Source organism: Nocardia sp. NPDC056611 (assembly GCF_042792755.1).
Classification (GTDB): domain Bacteria; phylum Actinomycetota; class Actinomycetes; order Mycobacteriales; family Mycobacteriaceae; genus Nocardia.
Genome location: NZ_JBHTVV010000002.1, coordinates 49,443 through 73,730, shown reverse-complemented (window position 1 = coordinate 73,730; position 24,288 = coordinate 49,443). Strand labels below are relative to the sequence as shown.

22 protein-coding genes are annotated in these 24,288 nt (G+C 69.5%); 7 read left to right on the top strand and 15 right to left on the bottom strand.

Features of this window, described 5'->3' with window-relative positions:
* Positions 1-80: 80 nt before the first annotated feature.
* Entirely contained in the window at positions 81-1,649 is a 1,569-nt protein-coding gene (locus ACFRAQ_RS08560; RefSeq protein WP_379096134.1) for an esterase-like activity of phytase family protein, read from the top strand.
* Between the two features lie 49 nt (positions 1,650-1,698).
* Here the strand turns inward: ACFRAQ_RS08560 and ACFRAQ_RS08555 are convergent, their stop codons facing one another.
* The 3 genes from ACFRAQ_RS08555 to ACFRAQ_RS08545 all read right to left on the bottom strand — a co-directional run bounded on the left by ACFRAQ_RS08555 (position 1,699) and on the right by ACFRAQ_RS08545 (position 5,379).
* The gene (locus tag ACFRAQ_RS08555; RefSeq protein ID WP_379096131.1) at positions 1,699-2,850 is read right to left on the bottom strand and encodes a serine hydrolase domain-containing protein; all 1,152 of its coding nucleotides are present in this window, start codon (positions 2,848-2,850) and stop codon (positions 1,699-1,701) included.
* A gap of 24 nt (positions 2,851-2,874) precedes the next feature.
* Entirely contained in the window at positions 2,875-3,681 is an 807-nt protein-coding gene (locus ACFRAQ_RS08550; RefSeq protein WP_379096129.1) for a helix-turn-helix domain-containing protein, read from the bottom strand.
* 582 nt (positions 3,682-4,263) lie between these two features.
* Positions 4,264-5,379 carry an alcohol dehydrogenase catalytic domain-containing protein gene (locus ACFRAQ_RS08545; protein WP_379096126.1) on the bottom strand — a complete coding sequence of 372 codons (1,116 nt, stop codon included), beginning with the start codon at positions 5,377-5,379 and terminating at the stop codon, positions 4,264-4,266.
* Between the two features lie 74 nt (positions 5,380-5,453).
* On the opposite strand from ACFRAQ_RS08545, the gene ACFRAQ_RS08540 reads away from it, so the two are divergent.
* Positions 5,454-6,107 (top strand): class I SAM-dependent methyltransferase, encoded by a 654-nt coding sequence (locus ACFRAQ_RS08540; protein WP_379096122.1) that lies wholly within the window; start codon positions 5,454-5,456, stop codon positions 6,105-6,107.
* Between the two features lie 3 nt (positions 6,108-6,110).
* On the opposite strand, the gene ACFRAQ_RS08535 is transcribed toward ACFRAQ_RS08540, so the two are convergent.
* The 3 genes from ACFRAQ_RS08535 to ACFRAQ_RS08525 form a co-directional block, all read right to left on the bottom strand.
* Complete coding sequence (locus tag ACFRAQ_RS08535; RefSeq protein WP_379096119.1) at positions 6,111-6,848, bottom strand: hypothetical protein; 738 nt, start codon at positions 6,846-6,848, stop codon at positions 6,111-6,113.
* 81 nt (positions 6,849-6,929) lie between these two features.
* On the bottom strand, positions 6,930-8,339 hold the full coding sequence (locus ACFRAQ_RS08530) for a pentapeptide repeat-containing protein (protein ID WP_379096116.1): 1,410 nt from the start codon (positions 8,337-8,339) through the stop codon (positions 6,930-6,932).
* Between the two features lie 220 nt (positions 8,340-8,559).
* Positions 8,560-9,798, bottom strand: a complete 1,239-nt coding sequence (locus tag ACFRAQ_RS08525; protein WP_379096113.1) for an MFS transporter — start codon at positions 9,796-9,798, stop codon at positions 8,560-8,562.
* A 91-nt stretch (positions 9,799-9,889) separates the two neighbouring features.
* Between ACFRAQ_RS08525 and ACFRAQ_RS08520 the strand changes: the two genes are divergently transcribed.
* Entirely contained in the window at positions 9,890-10,210 is a 321-nt protein-coding gene (locus ACFRAQ_RS08520) for an ArsR/SmtB family transcription factor (protein ID WP_379096110.1), read from the top strand.
* Between the two features lie 350 nt (positions 10,211-10,560).
* Here ACFRAQ_RS08520 and ACFRAQ_RS08515 read toward each other — a convergent pair whose 3' ends face one another.
* From ACFRAQ_RS08515 to ACFRAQ_RS08495, 5 genes are all read right to left on the bottom strand, one after another.
* Positions 10,561-12,711 (bottom strand): protein kinase, encoded by a 2,151-nt coding sequence (locus ACFRAQ_RS08515; protein ID WP_379096106.1) that lies wholly within the window; start codon positions 12,709-12,711, stop codon positions 10,561-10,563.
* Positions 12,712-12,795: 84 nt separating this feature from the next.
* Positions 12,796-14,085: a M16 family metallopeptidase gene (locus tag ACFRAQ_RS08510; RefSeq protein WP_379100156.1), complete on the bottom strand. Its 1,290-nt coding sequence runs from the start codon at positions 14,083-14,085 to the stop codon at positions 12,796-12,798.
* Positions 14,086-14,233: 148 nt separating this feature from the next.
* Positions 14,234-16,495: a polyribonucleotide nucleotidyltransferase gene (locus ACFRAQ_RS08505; protein ID WP_357093352.1), complete on the bottom strand. Its 2,262-nt coding sequence runs from the start codon at positions 16,493-16,495 to the stop codon at positions 14,234-14,236.
* Between the two features lie 425 nt (positions 16,496-16,920).
* On the bottom strand, positions 16,921-17,190 hold the full coding sequence (gene rpsO, locus ACFRAQ_RS08500) for a 30S ribosomal protein S15 (RefSeq protein ID WP_213556830.1): 270 nt from the start codon (positions 17,188-17,190) through the stop codon (positions 16,921-16,923).
* 135 nt (positions 17,191-17,325) lie between these two features.
* Positions 17,326-18,285 (bottom strand): bifunctional riboflavin kinase/FAD synthetase, encoded by a 960-nt coding sequence (locus ACFRAQ_RS08495; RefSeq protein ID WP_379096101.1) that lies wholly within the window; start codon positions 18,283-18,285, stop codon positions 17,326-17,328.
* 174 nt (positions 18,286-18,459) lie between these two features.
* Between ACFRAQ_RS08495 and ACFRAQ_RS08490 the strand changes: the two genes are divergently transcribed.
* Complete coding sequence (locus ACFRAQ_RS08490; RefSeq protein ID WP_379096099.1) at positions 18,460-19,233, top strand: metal-dependent transcriptional regulator; 774 nt, start codon at positions 18,460-18,462, stop codon at positions 19,231-19,233.
* Between the two features lie 16 nt (positions 19,234-19,249).
* Here ACFRAQ_RS08490 and ACFRAQ_RS08485 read toward each other — a convergent pair whose 3' ends face one another.
* A complete protein-coding gene (locus ACFRAQ_RS08485) occupies positions 19,250-19,711 on the bottom strand; it encodes a phage tail protein (protein ID WP_379096096.1) in 462 nt (153 codons plus the stop codon).
* Between the two features lie 178 nt (positions 19,712-19,889).
* On the opposite strand from ACFRAQ_RS08485, the gene ACFRAQ_RS08480 reads away from it, so the two are divergent.
* Entirely contained in the window at positions 19,890-20,165 is a 276-nt protein-coding gene (locus ACFRAQ_RS08480) for a hypothetical protein (RefSeq protein WP_379096093.1), read from the top strand.
* An 18-nt stretch (positions 20,166-20,183) separates the two neighbouring features.
* Here ACFRAQ_RS08480 and ACFRAQ_RS08475 read toward each other — a convergent pair whose 3' ends face one another.
* Both ACFRAQ_RS08475 and ACFRAQ_RS08470 read right to left on the bottom strand, forming a co-directional pair.
* Positions 20,184-20,918 (bottom strand): SDR family oxidoreductase, encoded by a 735-nt coding sequence (locus ACFRAQ_RS08475; protein ID WP_379096090.1) that lies wholly within the window; start codon positions 20,916-20,918, stop codon positions 20,184-20,186.
* A 555-nt stretch (positions 20,919-21,473) separates the two neighbouring features.
* Positions 21,474-21,878, bottom strand: coding sequence for a hypothetical protein (locus ACFRAQ_RS08470; protein ID WP_379096089.1), 405 nt, complete (start codon positions 21,876-21,878; stop codon positions 21,474-21,476).
* A gap of 252 nt (positions 21,879-22,130) precedes the next feature.
* Between ACFRAQ_RS08470 and ACFRAQ_RS08465 the strand changes: the two genes are divergently transcribed.
* Together ACFRAQ_RS08465 and ACFRAQ_RS08460 are read left to right on the top strand one after the other, a co-directional pair.
* Positions 22,131-22,538: a YciI family protein gene (locus ACFRAQ_RS08465; protein ID WP_379096086.1), complete on the top strand. Its 408-nt coding sequence runs from the start codon at positions 22,131-22,133 to the stop codon at positions 22,536-22,538.
* Complete coding sequence (locus ACFRAQ_RS08460) at positions 22,535-23,680, top strand: RNA polymerase sigma factor (protein WP_379096083.1); 1,146 nt, start codon at positions 22,535-22,537, stop codon at positions 23,678-23,680. The genes ACFRAQ_RS08465 and ACFRAQ_RS08460 overlap by 4 nt, the downstream gene beginning before the upstream one ends.
* A gap of 8 nt (positions 23,681-23,688) precedes the next feature.
* Here ACFRAQ_RS08460 and ACFRAQ_RS08455 read toward each other — a convergent pair whose 3' ends face one another.
* The gene (locus tag ACFRAQ_RS08455; protein WP_379096080.1) at positions 23,689-24,288 is read right to left on the bottom strand and encodes a TetR/AcrR family transcriptional regulator; all 600 of its coding nucleotides are present in this window, start codon (positions 24,286-24,288) and stop codon (positions 23,689-23,691) included.

The window sequence follows — 24,288 nt, the reverse complement described above, 5'->3', positions numbered from 1 at the left end:
CGCGACCGGTTCACGAGCTCGGCGGAAGGTGTTCAGGCAACGGCCAACCCGGCGATGGTTCGGACGTATAGGCATCTCTGGTGAGAATTCGTCCCGTTACCCGCCGGGTTGCCGTCGCCGTCGTCGTCGGCGCAGCCGCCGTCACCGCCGCCTGCTCCTCCGGATCCGACTCCGCCGACTTCACCGCCACGGCCGGCCGGCCGCTGGTGATCTCGCTGGACCAGCTGCTGGACAAGACCGGGGGCCACGCCGCCGTCGCGGTCGCCGACCCGCAGCACGGCACCCTGAGCCGGCGGCTGGACGGCGCGCTGGTGTACACCCCCGCGGCCGGGTACACCGGTTCGGACTCCATCACCGTGACCACCACCGACGCGGTGCGCCTGTTCACCACCGACATCCCGCCGATCGGGGAATTCGGCGGAGTTCCGGTGCAGGCCAGCGCCTACGGCTCCGCCTTCACCCCGGTCCCGGGCTCGACCGACGAGTTCTACGGGCTCACCGATCGCGGCCCGAACGTGGACGGCAAGGGCAAGAACGAGAAGATCGCGCCGGTCCCGGACTTCACGCCGCAGATCGCCAAGTTCAAGCTGGTCGGCAACAAGGCCGTGGTGGAATCCACCATCCTGCTGAAGAATCCGGCCGGGCAGCCCTTCAACGGCCTGGTCGACACCTCCGCCACCACCGGCGAGACCATCAAGGACCTGACCGGCAAGGCACTGCCGCCCACCGATCACGGCATCGACAGCGAGGGCCTGGTCGCGCTCGCCGACGGCACCTTCTGGATCTCCGACGAATACGGCCCGTTCCTGGTGCATTTCGACGCCAAGGGCGCGGAGCTGGAGCGGCTCGCGCCGGGCCGCGGACTGCCCAAGGAACTCGCGTTCCGCACCCCGAACCAGGGCATGGAGGGCCTGACCGTCACCCCCGACGGCAGCACCCTGGTCGGCGTCGTCCAGAGCGCGCTCAACGAGCCGGGCGTCACCAATGCCCGTGAGACCCCGATGACGCGCATCGTCACCGTGGACCTGAAGACCAAGGCGGTCAAGGAGTTCGCGCTGCCGCTCGAGTCACCCAAGGAGAAGCTGGCGGTCTCCGAGATCACCGCGCTGTCCAACACCACCTTCCTGGTGGACGAGCGCGACGGCAACAAGGCGCCCAAGGCCAACAAGAAGCTGTGGACCGTCGACATCGCCGGAGCCACCGACATCGGCCCGGACGCCAAAGTCCCCGGCGCGCAGTACGACCCGGAGAAGGGCCTGCTGATCGACGGCAAGCCGATCGAGGTCTACGTCGGCACCGTCAGCACTGCCGACGGCATCGCCGCGCTGAAGAAGGCGGGCATCACGCCGGTCGCCAAGACCGGCAACCTCGACCTGGGCGGGCTGCTGGACGGCCTCAATGCCGACGGCAAGTTCTTCGGCCACGACAAGATCGAGGGCGTGGCCACCAACGACCACGGCAAGACCCTCTACATCTCCAACGACAGCGACTTCGGCATCGAGGCCGTCACCGGCGACCAGCCGCCGTTCGGGCTCAAGGCCAAGATCCTGCCCAACGGCGTTCAGGACACCGGCGAGATCCTGGCGGTGGACACCACCAAGCTGCCCGCCAAGACCGAGACCAAGAAGGTCACGCTGACGGTCGAGTAGGTCAGCGGAATTCCACCGGTTCACCGGGATTCGACGCGGTCCACGGCGCTCAGAGCGCGCCGTAGGCCGCGTCGATCAGGTCGTAGGCCCGGCGGTCGCCGGAGACCCAGTCGCGGCGCAGGTTCGGGGCGAAGGCGATCGCGAGCCGATTCGCGGTGTCGCCCAGGCCGATCGCGCCGCCCGCGCCGGGATGGCCGAAGGCCGTGGGGCGGGCGACCTCGGGCAGGATCATGTTCTCCGAGGGCAGCATGTAGCCCAGGCCGAAGGCGCTCTCCAGGGTCAGCACGGCGTCGCGGCCGCGCACGCGCTCGCGAACGGCGTCAGCGAGGACGTCCGGGGGCAGGAGGTCGCCGGCCGCCAAGTCGGCGTAGAAGCGGGCCAAGGCGCGGGCGGTGGTGACCAGTCCGGTCGAGGGCCAGCCGCCGGCCAGCACCTCCGGACTGTTGTAGGAGCCCAGGGGGTTGGTGGAGGCGCGCAGGGCCAGCGATCGGGGGTCCTGAAAGGCGCGCGCCATCTCGGCCGCCGTCGCGGCACTGATCGGGGCGGGGTCGGTCCACGCCCGGTCGGCGGCGGGCGGAGCACCCACGCGGGCGGCTTGTTCCGCGATCTCGGGCGGCGCGCCGATCCACAGCTGCTCGCCGAAGTTCCGGCGCACGTACTCGCCGACCGTGAATCCCGTGTGGCGGCGGACGAATTCGCCGAGCAGCCAGCCGAAGGTCAAGGCGTGATAGCCGTGTCGGGTGCCAGGTTGCCACACCGGGTGTTGTTCGGCCAGCCGGGCCGCCATCGCCCGCTGGTCCGCGGCGTCGGCGACGGAAACGGGACGCTCGAAGACCGGCAGACCCGCTCGATGGGTGAGCAGATCGGCCAGGGTCGTCGAATCCTTGCCTCCGACACCGTATTCCGGCCACCAGTCGGTGACCGGATCGTCCAGGCCGATGCCGCGCTCATGCGCTACCAGTAGTGCGGCGGTGGCGGTGACACCCTTCGTGCACGAGTAGGTGACCACCGGGGTGTCGCGCAGCCAGGGCCGGTTCGCCCGGGTGTCGGCCAGGCCGCCCCACAGGTCGACCACCGGACGGCCATCGACGAACACCGCCACGGCCGCGCCCGCGTTCCGCCCATCCGCGAAGCTCGCTTCGAACACATCCCGCACCGCCCGGAATGCCGGGTCGACCTGGCCGTCCACGAATCCGCTCATAGCCAAATTAGAACACGTTCTAGTTCAGGACGGAACCGGTATGAGGAATTGCGAGACCAGCCAACCCGGATGCGCGCCGGTGTGCACCACACCGGTCTGCACGAGAACCGTTCGCACCGTGCCGTTCCCGAGATCACGCAGCCGGATCCGCCACATGGGCGGGAAACTCGCCACCTCACCGTCGCCCCACATGCGGCGGAAGTCGGGGTAGCGGCTCAGTCCGTCGAGCAGTTCCGCGAAGGTCTCCGCGCCGCCGAAGCCGCCCACCGCCAACCGGAAGGCCCGCACCGACACGGTCGTGTCGGCCTCCCAGTCGACCATCGCCCGGCGGGCGAGCTCGCAGCCGAACAACCAGTGGAATTGATTGACGCCCTGCCCCATTCCGGGGAACGCGCGCTCCCAGCCGGGGTTGCAGGCCAGCACGCAGCCGCCGACCGCGGTGATCGCGGCGGGCAGGGGCCGATCCAGTAGCTCGCGGAGTTCGGGGGTGACGGCGGCCCGCAGCTCGTCCAGCGGCGGGCAGCCGGAGACGGTGAGCCCGGCCAGATCCCGCAACTGCCGGCGGTCCTCGATCGAGAGGGGGTCGACGCGATCGAGATACCGGATGATCGCGTCGAGAACCTCCCGGGTGGGACGGTCGCGCGCACCCTTCTCCAAATGCGTGATGTAGCTGGAGCTCACGCCCGCATTGAATGCGAGACGTTCGCGCGACACCTTGCGGGAATCGCGTACGGAACGCAATACCGGACCGAGCGCCGGAACAGCCGGTGCGCCATTGCCTTCGCCATCGTCCGCGCCCTTGTCATTGTCTATCGATGTATCGATTGCCACGCCGAGCTCCTCCAGATATTCGCCCGTGTGCACCCTGGCGAGAATCCAGGTTCATCCGACGTTTCGATACTGACAGAAAACCGACTGACCTGCATGTACGTGTCCTAGACAACAGTTCTCCGACCGGCATCAATGAATGCGCTCAGTGACGAGAACTACATTTCCCGAGCGGAAAGAACTGAATTAGTTGCACCCGGACAACAATTCCGACCGGTCGAATTGAATGGATGATTCAGAGCGCGACAATCACATTTCACAGGCTCACCCTGAGATATCCAGCGGCGCTGAACAATTGAACCTGAACCGCATATTGCGCCAGTCGTGCAGTTGTAGCATTCGATGCGGGATCACCGGGTGAGGCTGGGGGCCGGAGCGCCGCTGCTGAGGACGCCCCGCCTGACGGGTGTTCCAAATGTGGACGCCGTCGACCAGTCCGGGCAACCCTCGGTCTGCTGGTACGGCGGCACCTCACAGAGCGGCAGCAAGATCACGGTCACCCCGACCTTCGGATGACCTGATCGGCCCGCCGCGGACCACCGGCCGCGGCGGGCCGGATCCGCGTCAGTCGAAGATGCCTCCGCGTCAGTCGAAGATGATGACCTGGCGCAGGGCGTGGCCGGCGGCCAATTCGTCCATGGCGTGGTTGATGTCGTCGAGGCGGATGCGGGAGGAGACGAGGCGCTCGACCGGGAGGGTGCCCTCGCGCCACATGCGGACGAATTCGGGGATGTCGCGGGCGGGGACGGCGGAGCCGAGGTAGCTGCCGACGATGGTGCGGCCCTGCGCCACCAGGGCCAGCGGGGAGATGCTGGCGCGGGCGTCGGGGGCGGGCAGGCCCACGGTGACCGTGGTGCCGCCGGGAGCCGTTGCGGCCACGGCGGTTTCGAAGGCGCGGATGTTTCCGGCGGCCTCGACGACGACTTCGGCCTGGATGTTGTCGGCGGCGATCTGCTGCGGGGTGTAGGCGGCGGTCGCGCCGAGTTCCAGTGCGGTCTTCAGCTTCTCGGGGACGGTGTCCACCGCGATGACCTCCTGGCCGGTGCTCGCGCGCAGGGAGGCGGCCACCAGCACCGCGGCCATGCCGACGCCGCCGAGACCGACCACCATGATGCGGTCCCGCGGGCCGGGCTGGGCCGAATTCAGCAGTGCGCCACCACCGGTGAGGACGGCGCAGCCGAGGACGGCGGCCACCTCCGGAGGCACGTCGTCGTCGACGGGGACCACCGAATGACGGTCGACGACGGCATGGGTGGCGAAGCCCGAGACGCCCAGATGGTGATGGACCTCCACACCGTCACGGAGCAAACGCCGTCCGCCCGCGAGGAGTTCGCCCGCGTTGTTGGCGAGACTACCGGGCTCGCACGGGGTGCGGCCGTCGGTGGCGCAGCCCGCGCAGGAGCCGCAGCGGGGCAGGAAAGTCATGATGACGCGCTGGCCGACACGCAAGTCGGAGTCGCCGGGGCCGAGCGCCTCGATGCGGCCCGCGGCCTCGTGGCCCAGCAGCATGGGGACCGGGCGGACGCGGTTGCCGTCCACCACGGACAGATCGGAATGGCACAGCCCCGCGGCCTCGATCCGGACCAGCAGCTCACCCGGGCCGGGTTCGCCCAGGTCCAGCTCGCTGATGGTGATCGGCTTCGAATCGGCGAAGGGCGTCGACGCCCCGATCTGTTCCAGGACGGCACCACGAATCCTCATGCGCCCGACGCTACTCCATCGCACCTTCCCAGACAGTCCGGAATCTGATTCCATGGAGCCGGACAGGAGCACACATGACCACTTCGCTGACCACCGGCAACCGCGCCTTCAACCAGGTGGTGACGCGGTTCTGGGGCAAGGTCGCCCGCGCCTACGACACCGCCGCCCTGCAACACCTCGTCTACCGCCCGCCGCAGGATCAGATGGTCGCCGAGCTGCGCGCCGCCGGCTCCCGGCGGATCGCCGACATCGGCTGCGGCACCGGCATTCTCACCACCCGCATCCAACGCGAGCTGCGGCCCGACGCCGTCTACGGCGTGGACGCCTCGGCGGGCATGCTGGAGCAGGCCCGCGCCCGCTCGGCCGAGGTCCGGTGGCGGCATTCCGCCGCCGAGCATCTCCCCTTCGACGACGGCGCGCTGGACGCGGTCGTCACCACCAGCGCCTTCCACTTCTTCGACCATCCGGCGGCGCTGCGCGAATTCCATCGGGTGCTGACACCCGGCGGCCTGGTGGCCATCGCGACCATGCATCCCTCCGGTGCGGCGTCGCGCCCGATCCAGCAGCTGACCCGCAGCCCGCGCTTCCCCGCGCACGCGCCGTCGCCGCGCGAGACCCGCGCCCTGCTGACCGGCGCCGGTTTCGAGGTCGTCGATCAGCGCAAGGTCGCGCGGCCGCTGCCGTCGTGGCTGATCCCGGACGTCATCACCGTCGGCACGCGGCGCTGACCGTCACGTCCCCGGGTTGTCGCCGCCGCGGAAACACACGGTGAGTTCGAGCTTTCGCCAGATCACCCAGACCGCGCCGCGGCCGTCCCGGGGACAGGACGCGCCCGAGGTGGCGTTGGCCAGCACGGCGGTGGCCTGGACGATGTGCTCGCCGGACGTCGCGCAGTCGACCTTCGACGGGGTCTCCATGGCGGTGGTGTCGTAGCAGACGCCGGTGCGCCAGTCGAAGGTCAGGCACAGGTGGTAGCGCGGCTTGCCGGTCTTGTCCTTCGGGGCGGAATCGAGCGTGTAGAGCGGGTCGGTGCACGGGTCGGGGCCGTTCTGCAGCACCCGGTAGTTCGCGTCCACCGAATCGCAGTCCGACGGTTCGGGTGTGCCCGCCTTCCAGGTCGGGGTGCCCGAGGCATCCCTGGCTCGCTCGATGGGGACCTCGACGCAGTCCCCCGGCTTCAGGGACGCCATGGGATCGGGGGCGGCGGGTTTGGCCGAAGTGGTCGGCCCGCCGGCCTGCACGAGTTCGGGTGGCGCGCCGATGGGGTTGCCCGCGACGGTTTCCCGGGTCATGGGTGAGAGGGTGGCCGTCACCGCCGCGAACGCGAGGATCCAGCCGGTCGCCGCGCAGGCCAGGGCGCTCGCCCGCTGCCGCTTCGATGCCGCTCCGGCCCGGCTCCCGAGAGCCGCGGCCAGGCAGAGCAGCAGAACCGCTGCCGCGACAACCCAGCCGACGCCGTGGCTCCCCACCACCAACCCCTTCAACTCCGCTCGTCTGCAAGCTATCCCACGGCCGAGTTCCGGGCAAAACGGGCGACGAGCCCGGCTGGTTCAGGAGGCGAGTTCGGAGGCGGATTCGGCCAGCACCGGCGGCCACGGGGTCGGGGAGATATGGGACGGCTTGGTCGCGGGGCTCTCGTCCCAGTCGAAGTGGACACCGACCCACGCCTTGGGGCGGTCGAAACTGACCTCGCGCGCATCGAAGGCGGCGCGGCGGAAGGAGATGTCGCCGAAGAAGTCACCCCCGGCGAAGACCACCTTGCGGCCCCCGAAGACGGTGTCGGCGAAGGAGACCGTGCCGTGGTACTCGGTGCGCGCGAACGACACTTCCTGGGTACGGCCGGTACGCCAGCGGATCTGCGTGCCCAGGTGGGCACAGTCGAAGGAGCTGGACTCGGTGTAGAAGCGGGAATCGGCGAAGGTGACTCGCGCGCCGGTGAATTCCGCACCCGTGAAGGTGACGCGCTCGCCGTCGAACACCGCGCGCTCGAACGTGGTCTGGTCGGCGGCGAAGACGGCGTTGGCGAAGCTGGTCCGCTCCCCCGCGAACGTGGTGCGGTCGAACGCGGTTCGCGTGCCCCGGAATTCGGCGCCCTCGAAGCTGCCGCCGCTGCCGAAGGTGGCCTCGGCGAAGGTGGCGGCGGTGTCGTCACGGTCGGCGCGGTCCACGGCGGTGTGGGCGAAGACGGCGCGGTCGAAGACGGCGGCGCTGCGGAAGATGGCCCCGCGGAACGTGACCCGCTTGCCGAGGAACCGCGCCTGCTCGAAGGTGACCGTGCGGCCGCTCAGGAACATGGCGTTGGTGAAGCGGGTATTGCGGCCCGCGAAGACGGCGTAGCGGAAGTCGGCGTTCTCGAAGACGGCGTCGGTGAAGTCGAAATCGCAGGAGCTCCAGCGGGTCTCGGCCGAGGGGCGCAGATGTTCGGCGATCACCCGGACGATGGTGTCGCGGACCTGCCGGTCGTTCTGTCGGTAGGTGTACACCCGTTCGACGGCGGTGCCGTGGTCCTCGATGCGCTGAGACTTGGAGACCAGGTGGCTGGCGCCCTCCTCCGGCTGGTACGGCAGCCGCAGGTAGCCGCACAGCACGTCCACGCACTGCTGGCGCCGCCAGCGCGCGGAGAACTCGTCGGCGACCCCGGCCATGGCGTAGACCCCGGCGATGCGCACCGCCACATCCGGGTCGCCGAGCTGACCGGCGGCGGCCCCGAAGACCTCGGCGAAGCGGCCACGCTCGGCATCGCGCTGCTTGCGGTAGGCCACCACCAGCGCGACCGCGCCGCCGATGCCCGCCGCCACCGCGAGCGAAATCCGGCTCAGATCCAGCTGATTCGGCGTCTCGGCCTTGGCGCCGAGGAAATGCCACAGCCCCCACCAGGTGAGGCCCGCGATGGCGAGCCCGCCCGTCACGGCGGCCAGGACCGACACCAACAGACCCGATCGGTGTACCGTCCGGCTCACCACCCCACCGAACCTCCACCGCCGCATAGCCGAAGAATAGCGATCCGGGACGCGTCACGCATCGGATGCGGCAATTCCACCCGACTTCGCGCACCCGAAAAACCGGGCATCGCAATCCGTTTCGCCCGGAATGCCGCGTCCGCCCCGGACATGTGGGGTCACCGGGGCGGACGGGTTGTGCGGACGGGTTGTTCCGAGAACGTGGACCGCAGCGCGACAGTCAGTCGACAGCCGCGGTGGCCACCACGGCTGCCGCGGCCTCGACGTTGCGACGCAAGCCGATCCCGGCCGCGCCCAGGCAGGCCAGCGCGACCACCGCGACGAACCACGGGAAGACCGTGCTCAGCCCCCACGTGGTGGCCGCCCAGCCCGCCAGCACCGTCGGCACCGCCATGGCCGAGTAGGCCAGCAGGTAGTAGGCCGACATGGTCTCGCCCCGCTTGTGTTGCGGCACAACGTTGGACAGGTGCCGCAGCGATCCGCCGAAGCCCAGGCCGAAGGTGCCGCCCAGCGCGAGCCCGGCCAGCAGCACCAGCACCCAGTTGTGGGTGTCGAGCGCCGGAATGGTGAGCAGCAGCGCGATCGCCATGCCGATGTCGCCCGCGATGGCCGCGCGGCGCGCCGGGATGCCGCCCGCGACGGCCTGGGCGAGTGCGCCCGCGGTCGCCGTGGAAGCCACCACCGCGCCGCCGAACACCAGATTGTGGATGCCGGTCTCGGCCGAGGCCAGCGAGGGGTACAGCGACAGCAGCACGCCCAGCACCGACCAGGCCGCCATCACACCGAGCGCGGAGAACCAGAAGTCAGCGCGGATCTCCTGCGGCACAGCCGGTTTGGCGATGGTGATGCGCTGCTTCCGCCGCGCCGCGTGCGGTTCCCGCAGCGCCAGCACGCCCGCGGCGATCAGCAGGCACACCAGCGTGATCACCACGTACGGCGTCCGCAGCGGATGCGGCGCGTACTGGGCCAGCACCGCCGACCCCAGGATCGCCACGGCCATACCGACATTGAAGGCGACCCCGGACAGCTGACCCGACCGCGCGCCCGCCTGCGGGCGCAGGTCCAGCAGCGCCGCCGCGCCCGCCACCACGATCGCGCCGACCGCGGCCCCGTGCAGCGCCCGCGCCAGCAGCAGCATGGCCACATTGTCGGCGAACAGGAACACCACCAGGCCGACGATCATGGTCGCGAACGCGCCGAGCAGGACCGGCTTGCGGCCCACCACATCCGAGATCCGGCCCGACACGAGGACCGCGCCGAGCGCGGCCACGGCGTAGACGGCGAACACGAATGTGGTGGTGAGCGGAGAGAAATGCCAGCTGCGTTGATAGAGCGCGTAGAGCGGCGCGGGCGCGCCCGAGACGCCGAGCGCCACACCACTGGCGGCGAGGACGAGCGCGTACGCCCAGCTCTGAGTGCCCTGTTCCGCGCTGGTCTCCACCGCTGTTGCCGATGCCATCCCGGCCTCCATCAGGTAAGTTTGAATCTTATCGAACTCACCGTAGTCAAGGTTCGACAGTTATCAAACTAGTTTTCCCGTGAGGTAGGTCATGACCGACACCGACGCGCTGCCCGCCGTGGCCCCGCTCCCCGCGGTGCTCGGCGCGCTCCAGGACCCGGTCCGCCTGGAAATCGTCCGCCGCCTGGCCGAAGCCGGCGTCCCCATCCGCTGCAGCCTCACCTACGACGGCGTCAGCAAATCCACCGCCGCCCACCACTTCAAGATCCTGCGCGAAGCGGGCGTCACCGAACGCGTCACCATCGACGGCAACACCCACCTACGCCTGCGCGCGGACGACCTCGACGTCGCCCTCCCCGGCCTGCTCCCCGCCGTCCTCGCCGCCGCGAACCGCGAACACGCACCGGAGTAGCCGGCCACCGCGCGAGGCGATCAACCGCGCGCCCCCGCCGACGCGGGCATTCTGATCACGGTCGGCGCCATTCCCCGCGGGTGGGCCACCGACGCCGACGGTGTCGACTCCCCGGCCTTGCCGACGGTGTCGACTCCCCGGCCTTGCGGGCGCTGGTCGATGAACTCACCGACCTGATGAACGCCTACAACCACGAGGGCACCGATGTCGCCCGACCCTGCTCGGCGAAGGACAGCAGCCAACGTCCCGGACACGTGGAAGCGACAGGGAACCGGCCGCGCCCGTCGAGGTTTCGACGACGCGCCACAGCGGCGGCGCGGGTCGCGCTCGGGCCTGATGCCCGCGATCGGTCAGGACTGGGTGAGCGGCAAGGACTTCCACCAGTCGACGACACCGCTCGGGGTGGTGGGGATGCCGCGGGTGTACATGAGGAACTTCTCGCGCTTGGGGTCGTCGAAGAAGGAGGTGGCGAAGACCGTGGACGGGACGTCGGCGGTGGCGTCGAAGCGGTGGTTGACGTACTGCTTCGAGCCGCAGAACTCCTTGAAGGTCAGATCCTCCAAAGCGCTTCCGGCGGGGCGGATCCGGCGGGCCGCCGAGCGCGCCACCGCGGCGGAATCGTAGGCGAAGACGATGTACTCGCGGACTTCGTGGTCGGCGGAGTACTGGCAGTCCCAGGCCGCGGCCCAGCCCTCGAAGGCGAACGGCGGCAGGAAGTCCTTGGTGTCGTGATCGACCACGCGGCAGCTGGCCGAGTTGAATCCCGAGCCCAGTTCCGGAGAACGCGGCACGAGCCCCGGGAAAGCCGCACTGATCTGGGCGATCTCAGCCGCGGCCGCCTTCGGCTTGGCGCCGCGGCCGGACGGGCTCATGACGAACACCACCACGCCGAGCGCGACCGCCAGACCCACGCTCATCATCACCAGCATGCGCAGGCCGCCCAGCCACCGGCCCGTACCCGGAGCGGTCATCCGCGGTGGCGGCGACTGATGCCGGTCCGTGCGCGGCCCGAACAGGGCGGGAATGTCGGTCAGCCGGCCCGAACGCACCGCCGTCGATGACGGAATCCGCCGTGCCCCGGTCGTTTCCGCTGGCGAGGTCCGACGCGCCCCGGCGGCGTCCGGCTGGTGTGCTCGCCGGGCTCCGGTGACCTCCGAGGGATGAACTCGCCGCGCGCCCGTGGTCTCCGAGGGATGCACACGTCGCGCGCCCGTGGTCTCCGACGGGTGCACCCGCCGCGCCCCGGTGGTCTCCGACGGATGTCTTCGGCGCGCAGCGGAATCCGGCTGCGATCCGCGTCGCGCCCCCGACGCCTCGGCCTGCTGTCCCGGCCAGACCGCGGGTGCGTCCGGCTGCTGCGCCCGACGCATCGCCGACGTGTCGGACGGCTTCCCGGGCCGGGCCGCCGGTGTGTTCGACTGCTGGCTCCGCCGTGCCCCCGAGGAGTCGGGCTGCTGCCCGGGCCAGGGTGGCGGCGTATCGGACTGGTGCCCCCGCCGCACCGCGGTGGGGTCCGATTGCTGCCATCGACCCGCCGGTGAATCCGCTTGCTCCGCTCGCGAACCCGGCGCGTTCCGGATCCCCCGGCGGCCGGTGGACGGCGCGGCGGCCCGTCGTGCGGACGGATCCGCGCCTCGGCGGCGCGGCGGTGCGTGGGCACTCTCGACCGCGACGCCCTCGGCGAGCGCTCGTTGCGCGGCCGCCGCGAATTCCGAACAGGTCGGGTACCGGTCGTCGGGGTTCTTGGCCAGAGCGCGGGCCAGGACCGGATCCAGGGTCGCGGGCAGGTCGGGTCGCAGGCCGGCGATCGGGGGCGGGTTGTCGTACAGGTGGGCTTTGACGATCGCGCCGAGGTCGTTCGCGCGGAAGAGCGGAACCCCGGTCAGCAATCGGAACAGGGTGCAGGCCAAGGAGTATTGGTCGGCGCGATGGTCGACCGGCTGATTCTGCAGCTGTTCGGGGGAGGCGTAGGCCAGGGTCGCCATGACCGAGCCGGAGCCGGTGAGGCGGCCGGTGTCCTCCTGTAGCCGGGCGATGCCGAAGTCGGTGAGCAACACCCCCGCCTGCTGTTCGCGGGTCTCGCGCGCCAGCATGATGTTGGCGGGCTTGACATCTCGGTGCAGCACGCCGACGCGATGCGCGTAGTCGAGGGCGTCGGCGGTGGCGGCGACGATCTCGACGGCGCGCTCGGCGGTCATGTCGGTGACCGATTCGGCTTCGATGCCGTCGACGTACTGCATGGCGATCCACAGTCGCCCGTCCTCGACGCCGCGGTCGTAGACGGTGACCACACCGGGGTGATTCAGCCGGGCCGCGAGGTCGGCCTCGCGTTCGAATCGAGCGTGAGTCTCGCTGTCGCCGTGGTACTCCGCGTTCAACAGCTTCAGTGCGATCCAACGCGGCAGGCGTGGATGGCGCGCCAGGTACACCGCACCCATCCCGCCGCGTCCGAGCTCACGTTCGATGACATACCCGGCGAAGTTCTCACCTGGTTCGACCACGACCCCTCCCATTCCGGCGAGGTGATCATAGCCACAAACGGGCATACCTCACCGTCGGCTGGAGATTACCGCCGAGTAAGTATTTCAGCCGACCAGATTCCGGACGGCCGAGGGCAGGTCGCGGGTGCGCCGATACGGTCCGGCCACCGCCGCCCCGAACGGTCGCGCCAACAAGCTCGTCGCGATCGAGGACACCTCCTCGGTGGTGACTTCGTCGATGCGAGCGAGGGTTTCGGACACACTGCGGTGATTGCCGTAGCTGAGCTCCGAGCGCCCGATCCGGTTCATCCGCGATCCGGAGTCCTCGAGCCCCAGCACCAGGCCCCCGCGCAGCGAACCCTTGGCGCGAGCGCATTCGGCGTCGGTGATGCCGTCGGCCGCCACCTCCTCGAGCACGCCGTGCGCCAGAGCGGCTACGCGACCGAGGTTTTCGGGCTGGCAGCCCAGGTACACCGAGAACGCGCCGGTGTCGGCGAAGGTGTCGACACTGGAGTACACCGAGTACGCCAGCCCGCGCTCCTCCCGAATGCGCTGGAACAGCCGCGAACTCAGGCCGCCGCCGAGCACGGTGTTGAGGATCGACAGCGGCCAGCGCTTCTCACCCTCGTGCCGCCCGAAGGCGCGGGTGCCGAACACCAGGTGCGCCTGCTCGCTGTCCCGGTTGATGCGGATCAGTTCCGGATTGCCGCGCGGGCGGAACCTGCCCTCGCGGCGCGGCGCCGGTTCCAGTCCGGTCTCGAGCCGATTCTCGAAGGCGCGGAACACCAATTCGACGACGTGCTCGTGCTCGATATTGCCCGCGACCGCCACCACCATCCGGTCGGGCCGGTAGCGGCGCAGGTGGAACGAGCGCAGCTGGTGCGCGCCCATGGCCTCGATGGTCTCGACACTGCCGATCACCGGGCGCCCGATCGGGTGGTCGCCGAACAGCGCGGTCAGGAACGCGTCGCCGACCATGTCCTCGGGATCGTCGTCGCGCATGGAGATCTCCTCCAGCACCACCTGCCGCTCCACGTTCACGTCCTCGGCGCGGCACAGCCCGTTGAGCACCACGTCGCTGACCAGGTCCACCGCCAGCGGCAGGTCCTCGTCGAGCACGTGGGCGTAGTAGCAGGTCTGTTCCTTCGCGGTGAACGCGTTGAGCTCGCCGCCGACCGCGTCCATGGCCTCGGCGATGTCCAGGGCCGAGCGCGAGGGCGTGGCCTTGAAGAGCAGATGCTCGAGGAAATGCGCGGCGCCGGCCACGGTCGGACCCTCGTCGCGCGAACCGACACCCACCCATACGCCGATCGAGGCCGAGCGCACGCCCGGCACATGCTCGGTCACGACCCGCAGACCGCCGGGCAGGACGGTCCGGCGCACTCCGATATCCATTGCGGGAGACTCGTTCCGGTCGATCGCCAGCGCAGAACCCCCCTGCTCCAAGTTGCGGAGCAAGGGGGCGTTGTTCTGCGCGGAGTCCTTCGCGGTGCGCGCGGAACCCGCGCGCACCGCGGACTGCTTCTTCGTCACAGAGAAATGATTACTCTGCGTTCGCGTCGACCGCAGCCGAGGTCGCGGAGTTGTCCGAATCCTCGTCGATCGGAACCAGCGAGATCTTGCCGCGGTTGTCGATGTCGGCGATCTCGACGCGGATCTTGTCACCCACGTTGACCACGTCCTCGACCTTGGCGACGCGCTTGCCGTTGCCCAGCTTCGAGATGTGGACCAGACCGTCGCGGCCCGGGAGCAGCGACACGAACGCGCCGAAGGCGGTGGTCTTGACGACCGTGCCCAGGAAGCGCTCGCCGACCTTCGGCAGCTGCGGGTTGGCGATGGCGTTGATCGCGTCGATCGCGGCCTGCGCCGACGGGCCGTCGGTCGCACCGACGAACACGGTGCCGTCATCCTCGATGGAGATGTTGGCGCCGGTGTCCTCGGTGATCTGGTTGATCACCTTGCCCTTGGGTCCGATCACCTCGCCGATCTTGTCGACCGGGATCTTGATGGCGGTGACGCGCGGAGCGTAGGGGCTCATCTCGTCCGGGGTGGCGATGGCCTCGGCCATCACGTCCAGGATGGTGTCGCGGGCGTCCTTGGCCTGGTTCAGCGCGCCGGCCAGCACCTGCGACGGGATGCCGTCGAGCTTGGTGTCCAGCTGCAGGGCGGTGACGAACTCGCGGGTACCGGCGACCTTGAAGTCCATGTCGCCGAAGGCATCCTCGGCGCCGAGGATGTCGGTGAGGGCCACGTAGCGGACCTCGTCCTCACCCTTGTCGTTCTTCACGGTGTCCGACACCAGGCCCATGGCGATACCGGCGACGGGGGCCTTCAGCGGCACACCGGCGTTCAGCAGCGACAGGGTCGAGGCGCAGACCGAGCCCATCGAGGTGGAACCGTTGGAGCCCAGCGCCTCCGACACCTGACGGATGGCGTAGGGGAACTCCTCCTGCGAGGGCAGCACCGGCATCAGGGCGCGCTCGGCGAGAGCGCCGTGGCCGATCTCGCGACGCTTGGGCGAGCCCACGCGACCGGTCTCACCGGTGGAGAACGGCGGGAAGTTGTAGTGGTGCATGTAGCGCTTGGAGGTCTCCGGGCCGAGCGAGTCGACCTGCTGCGCCATCTTCACCATGTCGAGGGTGGTGACGCCCAGGATCTGGGTCTCGCCACGCTCGAACAGCGCCGAACCGTGGGCGCGCGGCACCACGGCGACCTCGGCCGAGAGCGCGCGGATGTCCGCGAGGCCACGACCGTCGATGCGGAAGCTGTCGGTCAGGATGCGCTGGCGGACCAGCTTCTTGGTGACCGAGCGGAAGGCCGCGCCCAGCTCCTTCTCGCGACCGGCGAAGGACTCGGCCAGCTCGGAGAGCACGGCCAGCTTGATCTCGTCGGTGCGCTCGTCGCGCTCCTGCTTGCCCGCGATGGACAGCGCCTCGTTCAGCTCACGCTTGGCGGTGCCCTCGACGGCCTCGTAGGCGTCGGGCTGGTACGGCAGGAAGATCGGGAACTCTTCGGTCGGCTTGGCCGCCAGGGCGGCCAGGTCGGCCTGCGCCTTGCACAGGCGGGCGATGAACGGCTTGGCGGCCTCGAGGCCTTCGGCCACAACGATTTCCGTCGGGGCGGAGGCGCCGTCGGCGATCAGGGCCAGCACGTTGTCGGTGGCCTCGGCCTCGACCATCATGATGGCGACGTCACCGTCGACCACGCGGCCGGCGACGACCATGTCGAACACGGCGTTCTCGAGCTGCTCGACGGTCGGGAACGCGACCCACTGGCCCTCGATCAGGGCGACGCGCACGCCGCCGACCGGGCCGGAGAAGGGCAGGCCCGCGATCTGGGTGGACGCCGAGGCGGCGTTGATCGCGACCACGTCGTACAGATCCTTCGGATCCAGCGACATGACGGTCACGACGACCTGGATCTCGTTGCGCAGGCCGTCGACGAACGACGGGCGCAGCGGCCGGTCGATCAGGCGGCAGGTCAGGATCGCGTCGGTGGAGGGGCGGCCCTCACGACGGAAGAACGAGCCGGGGATGCGGCCCGCGGCGTACATGCGCTCCTCGACGTCCACCGTCAGCGGGAAGAAATCGAACTGGTCCTTGGGCTGCTTGGAGGCCGTGGTGGCCGAGAGCAGCATGGTCTCGTCGTCGAGGTAGGCGACCACGGAACCCGCGGCCTGCTTGGCCAGGCGTCCGGTCTCGAAACGGATGGTGCGAGTACCGAAGGCGCCGTTGTCGATCAGGGCGACGGACTCGAAAACGCCGGGCTCGACCTCGGCGGCGGAACTGGTCTGGGTGTCGGACATCTTTGTTATCTCAACCTCTCGTCTTCGCCGGATCCGGCACGTGTTCGTTCACGTGCCCACCGGCAGGCAAGCCGTACCCGGCATGGGCGCGCGGCAGCCCTCGTGGCTGCCGCAACGCACACCCGGCCGGTATCCCCTTGGATACGGCGACGCGGAGGCGGTCATCGATCGAAGCCCTCCGGGCGCGCATGGTTCATCTCATACTTCGCGCCCCGAAAAGCCACTACCGAAGACCGACGCCACGCGACGGGTGCATACGGCTCGTGTCGGCGTATATCCGGCCGTGTCCCCCCTCGTGGGGAACCTCCGGCCACATATACGAAAGGCCAACGAGAAGGATTCTATGCCTCCTCGTTGGCCGGTTCGTCAACTACCTCCGCTCACCAGGTGTGTCACCTCGTGGGCCGAGGGGTCCGCGGCTGGAATCAGCGACGCAGGCCGAGACGCTCGATCAGCGAACGGTAGCGGTTGATGTCCTTGTCCTGCAGGTACTTCGACAGCCGCTTGCGACGACCGATCAGCGCCATCAGACCGTGGCGGGTGTGGTGGTCGTGCTTGTGCTTCTTGAGGTGCTCGGTGATGTCGGCGATCCGCTTCGACAGCAGCGCGATCTGCGCCTCCGGGGAACCGGTGTCCTTCTCGTGGACGCCATACTCGGCGAGGATGGCCGACTTCTGCTCGGTGGTGAGAGCCACAGATACTCCTTGTTTCAGACCGCGCTCGGAGGAGGCCGGGACAACCCGGCCCGGGCAGCCGCCGCGGACCGCAGCAAACCCGACGTGACAGCCTACCGGAGGCGATACTGTCGCGGAAATCGGCCCTGGCGCGGCCTAGTCGTCGGCCTCGCCGCCGAGTACCTTGCGGGCCTGATCGCAGTCGCGGCGGATGGCCTCGACCAGTTCCTCGATCGACTCGAACTTGCGCATGCCGCGCAGCTGCTCGACGAAGTCGACGGCCACGTGCTTGCCGTAGAGGTCGGCGTCGAAGTCGAGGATATGGGGCTCGACGGTGCGGTTGCGGCCGTCGAAGGTCGGGTTGGTGCCGACCGAGATGGCGGTCATGTGGCGGGTGCCCGCCAGCGGGTCGCCGGGCTCGAGGACAGTGAACCAGCCCGCGTACACGCCGTCGGCGGGGATGGCGGCATGCATGGTGGGGGCCACGTTGGCGGTCGGGAAGCCCAGACCCTTGCCGCGACCGTCGCCGTGCACGACCACGCCCTCGACGCGGTGCGGGCGGCCCAGCGCCTCGGCGGCGGCGCCCACATTGCCCTCGGACAGGCAGCCGCGGATGTAGGTGGAGGAGAAGGTGACCGCGTGCTCGCCCAGCAGCTGCACGCCGTCGACCTCGAAGCCGTAGCGGTTGCCCAGCTCCCGCATGGTGTCGAGGGTGCCGGCGGCCTGCTTGCCGAAGGTGAAGTTGTCGCCCACCACGACCTCGGACACGTGCAGGCGGTTCACCAGCAGTTCCTCGACGTACTCCTCGGGGGTGAGCTTCATGAAGTCGCGGGTGAACGGCATGACCACGAACACGTCGATGCCGAGTTCCTCGACCAGTTCCGCGCGCCGGTCCAGGGTGGACAGCTGCGGCGGATGCGTTCCCGGGCGCACCACGTCCACCGGATGCGGGTCGAAGGTCATCAGCACCGACGGAACGCCGCGCACCGCAGCGGATTTCACCGCGCGGCTGATCAGCTGGGTATGCCCGCGGTGCACGCCGTCGAACACCCCGATGGTGAGGACACACCGGCCCCAGTCCGCGGGCATCTCCTCGAGGCTTCGCCATCTCTGCACACCGGAAGCCTACGCAAAGCGCGTCTCGGACAATATTCCGCCGTGCGGAAGTCCACGGCCGGAAGCATGCCCGTCACCGTGTGTTCACCGGTCCGGGGCGCTCGGCGGCGGGTGCCTCTACCAGCGAGCGCGCCGATGTGTGAAACCGCGCGGCATGTGCCTAAGCTCGGTTACGTGCCCGGAAAACGAGACATCGCCACCCGCCGCGAGCTGGCCGATCCGTCCGCACCTTCCGCACCCCACGGGACCACCCTCACCGCCGCGAGCGGGGCGTCCAGCGTCGCACCGGTGCTGTCGTCGGTGGCCCAGGACTATCTGAAAGTGATCTGGACCGCGCAGGAGTGGTCGCAGGAGAAGGTGTCGACGAAGCTGCTGGCCGAGAAGATCGGCGTGTCGGCGTCGACGGTGTCCGAGGCGGTCCGCAAGCTGGCCGATCAGGGTCTGGTCGAGCACGCCCGGTACGGGGCCATCACCTTGACCGAGGACGGGCGGCGGGCCGCCATCGCCATGGTGCGGCGGCACCGGCTGATCGAGACGTTCCTGGTCAACGAGCTCGGCTACGGATGGGACGAGGTGCACGACGAGGCCGAGGTGCTCGAGCACGCGGTGTCGGAGACCTTGATGGAGCGAATCGACGCCAAACTCGGGCATCCCGACCGGGATCCGCACGGCGACCCGATCCCGTCGGTGGACGGGGCGGTGCCGACTCCCCCGGCCCGGCAGCTCAGCGATTTCGGGGCGGGTGAATCCGGGCGGGTGGCACGGATTTCCGATTCCGATCCGGCGATGCTGCGGTACTTCGATTCGCTGGGCATCGCGTTGGATACGCCGATCGCGGTGGTGGAGCGGCGCGACTTCGCGGGGACCATCGCGGTGCGGGTGCAGGAGCGGACCATCGATCTGGGCAGCATCGCCGCCGAAGCCATCTGGCTGAGCGAAGCCCACTGACGCTTCGGATCGAGGGTCAGTACTCGCCCTTGATGACGAAGAAGGACCCTCGAATGGTGCCCGCCAGCTTCGACTTCTGCCGGGCGAATTTGAACGAGTCCAGCTCCTCGGGGATTTCCATGCCGTCGGAGAGTTTGAATCCGACGGCGCGCTTGCCGGAGTCCTCGAGGGTGTACATCACGTTGATCGACAGGCCGCTCTCGTAGAAGACATAGGCCATGCGAATGCCCTCGACCTCGAATTCCGTTGCCTCGAGCGGCTTCGACTCGATGACGATCCGGCGTTCGTCGGCGAGGATCTTGCTCACCCAGGCAATGGTCTTCTTCGCCCTGCTCGCGGGCTCGACCGTGAAGACGTGGTCGTATTTGTTCTTGAAGTAGCGGGCTTCGTTGGCCCGCAGGCCCGCCAGGGCGGGTGCGACCGGGGACGACTCCAGGCCGACGGTCGAGACCGTGGTGAAATCCACCGCATAGGACATGCCGAATCTCCTGAACGTGTCGGTCGTTTCGTGCCGGACCCTGCTCTCGAATTCTGCGCAATCCTAACTTCTTCGGACGGCTGTCCCGGTTAACCCGCGCCCGAGAGGTCCGATAAGTACTCTTTGCCGCGGCATCACCCAGATGCCGGTGCAGCACAGCCATATCCGAAGGACCCGCATGAAGCGCGCATTCGTCACCGGCGCGGCCGCCGCCGCCCTCACCCTCGGCACCGTGGCCTCGGCCGCCGCCGCTCCCCTCACCCTCGAGCCCGCCGCTCCCGCCCCGGTCGCGGACAGCGGCAGCGGAGGCGGAGGCAGCGTCGGCGTCCTGGAGTACGCCTACCAGCACGGCGGCATCCCCGAACTGGCGAGCAATCTGCTCAGCTACGCCCTGCTCTCCCCCTCCGCGGTGGCGTGCGGGCTGTCGGTGGACTGCACCCACATCACCCTCTGACCAGCGCCCGGCACCGGCTCACACCAGCCGGTGCCCGCCGTCCACGTGCGCCACGGTCCCGGTGACGAACGCGCTCTTCAGCAGCGAAACCACCGCCACCGCAATATCTTCCGGCTGGCCCAGCCGCCGCGCGGGCAACTTCTCCGCCATCGCCCGCCACCGCTCCTCCTTGTCCGGCCACGGCATCGCCTCCCAGATCCCGGTCATCACCCACCCCGGCGACACCGCGTTCACCCGCACCGGCGCCAACTCCACCGCGAGCGCCCGCACCAACCCCTCCAATGCCGCGTTCACCGCCGCCACCATCGCCCCACCCGCCGCCGGCCGATACGCCGCGATCCCGGAAACGACGGTGAGCGACCCGTTCTCGCCGAGCCGCGCGTGCTTGGCCAAGAGCATCGACCCGATCAGTTTCGTCTCGATGAACCCGCGCCCTTTCTCGAAATCGAAAGTGGCGATCGGCCCATACGTCCCCGCCACATCCGCCGCGGTACTGATCACATGGTCGACGGTCCCCACCGTCTCGAACACCCGCGAAACCTGCCGCTCATCAGAGACATCCGCCGCGACGGCACTGACCTTCCCGTCCCCCAACTCCCGCACGGCGTCGGCCAGCCGTTCTTCCGACCGCCCGACGATCACCACCTCGTACCCCTCCGAAAGCAGCGAATCGGCTATGGCGAACCCCATTCCCGATCCACCCCCCACCACAACCGCACGCCCGGCTCGCTGCCCAATCCCGTTATCCGTCATGCCATTCAGCCAACCGCCGCGAATGACCCCGGTCCACGACGCAGCACCGAACCCGCGTTAGCCCCGCACTAACACCCGAGGCCACCAGGTCTCGCAGGTCCGAGCACATCACGAAAGGTGACCCGAGGCTCCCCGGCAATCCCGATCCGCCGGGCCGCCGGAATGAGCCGCTCGGCAGCGAACCGCCGAAACGCCTCCTCCGACTCCCACACCTCGGCAGCCCGAATCCCGCTCTCCGTGGCCACGACCCACCCGAACAATCCCCCATCCGGCATCGGCCCACCGGCAGGCGCCCCCACCACCCCCATCACACATTCGTACTGTTCGAGAGTCACCCCATCGAACTCGATCTCCACCCCGACCACCACGTTCGATCCCCCCTTTCACCGCTCAGAAGCCTATTGGGCCAGACCACTCCCACCGGGGCACGCCCCGAAAGTCGGGGCGCTACAAGCCGCTTCGGACCTGGGCGAACAGCCGCGCATCCGAGAAGTACGGAGCGGAAAGCCGAAAGGCCCGCGCCGACTCGGAAGTCGGCGCGGGCGGAGGGGTCGGTCATGCGACGTGAAGGGCCTCGGTGATCTTGCGGGTCATTTCGGTGACGGCGGGGTGGGGGGTGGGGGTGGTTGCGGCGGCGGCTTCGAGGGCGGTCAGGACGGTGGTGCGGAAGTTGTCGGCTTCGGCGGGGTCCTGGTGGGTGAGGAGGGTGGTGGCGGTGGCGAGGGCGGGGAGGACCTGGTCGGCGAGCTGGGCGACGGTCTTGCCGGGGAGGTGGATGTCCTTGGACTTGGCGTTCAGCAGGTGGCCGACGGGGCCGGTGGCGGACAGCAGGGCGAGGGAGCCGGCGCTGGCGGCCTTGCTGGGCTTGGCGGAGGCGGCGGCCAGCACGGAGACGGCGCCGTAGGCGGCCGAGCGGATGGTGGCCTGGTCCTGGGCGGTGAGGGTGAGGGTGGCGGACATGGTGGGCTCCTTCGAAAGTTGTTGTGGTGGCTCCCGATCCGGTCTGGTTCGGGGCCGCATCTTGCTCGATGGGAGTACCTTGTCCGGCGTCGCTGACAGCGCACTGATGGCGGGCTGACGCGGTCGCTGACACGCATGTCGGTCGGTTCCGAAATTTGTCGGCGGTGGGTGTCGAGAATGGGCGGGTGGCTCCGTCCCAGGGGTGACAGACACATTCGACCGAGCTGGTCGGAGCGAACCTAGGGAGACATCATGGCCAAGTATCTGCTGCTCAAGCACTATCGGGGCGCACCGGCGGCGGTCAATGACGTGCCGATGGACCAGTGGACGCCGGAGGAGGTGACCGCGCATGTGCAATACATGCGGGACTTCGCGGATCGGCTGGAGCGGAGCGGGGAGTTCGTGGACGGGCAGGCGCTGGCGCAGACCGGGACATGGGTGCGGTACGACGGGGAGGGGCGGCCGCCGGTGACGGACGGGCCGTTCGCGGAGACGAAGGATCTGATCGCCGGATGGATGGTGATCGACGTCGACTCCTACGAGCGGGCGATCGAGTTGGCCGGGGAGCTGTCGGCGGCGCCGGGGGCGGGCGGGAAGCCGATTCACGAGTGGCTCGAGCTGCGGCCGTTCCTGAGCGAGTCGGCGGCGGCGACCGAGTGAACGAGGCGCTGCTGCGTGAGCTGGTCCCCGCGGTGATCGGCGTGCTCGTGCGCCGCGGGGCCGAGTTCGCGGCCGCCGAGGACGCGGTGCAGGAGGCGCTGATCCGGGCGTTGGAGACGTGGGAGGCCGATCCGCCGCGGGATCCGACCGGGTGGCTGGTCGCGGTCGCGTGGCGGAAGTTCCTGGATGCCGCGCGGGCCGAGACCTCGCGGCGGGGACGGGAACTCGCCGTGGAGGAGGAGCCCGCGACGGGGCCGGTATCCGCGACCGATGACTCGCTGTGGTTGTACTTCCTGTGCGCGCATCCCTCACTGTCGCCAGGATCGGCCGTGGCGTTGACGCTGCGGGCGGTCGGCGGGTTGACGACTCGGCAGATCGCGGCGGCCTATCTGGTGCCGGAAGCGACCATGGCGCAACGGATCAGCCGGGCGAAGCGGCGGATCACGGGGCAGCCGCTGGATCGGCCCGGCGATCTGGGGACGGTGTTGCGGGTGCTGTATCTGGTGTTCAACGAGGGTTACAGCGGGGATGTCGACCTGGCGGCCGAGGCCATCCGGCTCACGCGCCAGCTGGTCGCCGCGACCGAGGAGCCCGAGGTGTCGGGGCTGCTCGCGTTGATGCTGCTGCATCACGCGCGCCGCGCGTCCCGCACCGGGGCGGACGGCCGGCTGGTGCCGCTGGCGCAGCAGGACCGATCCCATTGGGACACAGTCCTGATCGCCGAGGGCGTGGCGATACTGCAAGCCGCGCTCGCCCGCGACCGGCTGGGCGAGTACCAGGCCCAGGCCGCCATCGCCGCGCTGCACGCGGATGCCCCGAGCACCGCCGAGACGGATTGGGTGCAGATCGTCGAGTGGTACGACGAACTGCTCCAGCTCACCGACACTCCCGTGGTGCGGCTGAATCGCGCGGTGGCGGTCGGTGAGGCGGACGGGCCGCGAGCCGGGCTGGCGGAGTTGGCCGACCTGGACCCGAATCTGCCGCGCCACACCGCGGCCCGCGCCTACCTCCACGAACGGGCCGGGGACCTCGAGCAGGCCGCGGACCTCTATGCGGAGGCATCCCGCGTGGCCACCACCGTGCCCGAGCGTGACCACCTCACCCGGGAGGCCGCCCGGGTACGGCAGGCGCTCCGGTCCTGAGGCCGCGATCAGGACCGGGTGACCGCACCGAGCTGTGGCACGAGTTGTGTTGCGACAGTGGAGACATGCTGGACGAAGGCGGCCCGGTCGGTGCCGAGACTGCCTTCGGTCCACTCCACGTACAGGGAGATGATCGCCCCGAACAGCCCGGAGAACCGCATCCGGATCGCCGGGTCGTCGGGCGATCCGGCGACGAGGTCGCCGAGCGCGGCGGTGGTGATGGCCGGAATGGTGTCGCGGACGTACCGGCGCAGGCGGGCGTCGGCGACGGGTTCCATCAGCAGGATTCGGCAGATGCGCGGGTCGGACTCCAGCAGCCGGGCGGCCGCGTCGAACAGCCCGGCCAGATCGCGGGCCCCCATGGCGGGCCGGATGGCCTCCTCGAGTTGCCCGAGCGCCGCCAGGTACACCGCGTGCAGCAGGTCGTCGATGTCGGCGAAGCTCTCGTAGAAGAACTTCTGGCTCAATCCCGCCTGACGGCACACGGCCCGCATGCCCAGTGCGGCAACGCCTTCCGTTCCGACGATCGCGGTCCCGGCCTCGATGAGCCGGACGCGCCGGTCCGCCACCCGGTCGTCGGTGCTGCGCCCGCCATAGCTCCTTGACAC

Bases quoted from the DNA above. Each gene is read 5' to 3' on its own strand.
- ACFRAQ_RS08555 (WP_379096131.1), bottom strand. From the start codon at position 2,850: ATGAGCGGATTCGTGGACGGCCAGGTCGACCCGGCATTCCGGGCGGTG.
- ACFRAQ_RS08545 (WP_379096126.1), bottom strand. From the start codon at position 5,379: ATGAGGATTCGTGGTGCCGTCCTGGAACAGATCGGGGCGTCGACGCCC.
- ACFRAQ_RS08540 (WP_379096122.1), top strand. From the start codon at position 5,454: ATGACCACTTCGCTGACCACCGGCAACCGCGCCTTCAACCAGGTGGTG.
- ACFRAQ_RS08525 (WP_379096113.1), bottom strand. From the start codon at position 9,798: ATGGCATCGGCAACAGCGGTGGAGACCAGCGCGGAACAGGGCACTCAG.
- ACFRAQ_RS08520 (WP_379096110.1), top strand. From the start codon at position 9,890: ATGACCGACACCGACGCGCTGCCCGCCGTGGCCCCGCTCCCCGCGGTG.
- ACFRAQ_RS08510 (WP_379100156.1), bottom strand. From the start codon at position 14,085: ATGGATATCGGAGTGCGCCGGACCGTCCTGCCCGGCGGTCTGCGGGTC.
- ACFRAQ_RS08505 (WP_357093352.1), bottom strand. From the start codon at position 16,495: ATGTCCGACACCCAGACCAGTTCCGCCGCCGAGGTCGAGCCCGGCGTT.
- ACFRAQ_RS08485 (WP_379096096.1), bottom strand. From the start codon at position 19,711: ATGTCCTATGCGGTGGATTTCACCACGGTCTCGACCGTCGGCCTGGAG.
- ACFRAQ_RS08480 (WP_379096093.1), top strand. From the start codon at position 19,890: ATGAAGCGCGCATTCGTCACCGGCGCGGCCGCCGCCGCCCTCACCCTC.
- ACFRAQ_RS08475 (WP_379096090.1), bottom strand. From the start codon at position 20,918: ATGACGGATAACGGGATTGGGCAGCGAGCCGGGCGTGCGGTTGTGGTG.
- ACFRAQ_RS08470 (WP_379096089.1), bottom strand. From the start codon at position 21,878: ATGTCCGCCACCCTCACCCTCACCGCCCAGGACCAGGCCACCATCCGC.
- ACFRAQ_RS08465 (WP_379096086.1), top strand. From the start codon at position 22,131: ATGGCCAAGTATCTGCTGCTCAAGCACTATCGGGGCGCACCGGCGGCG.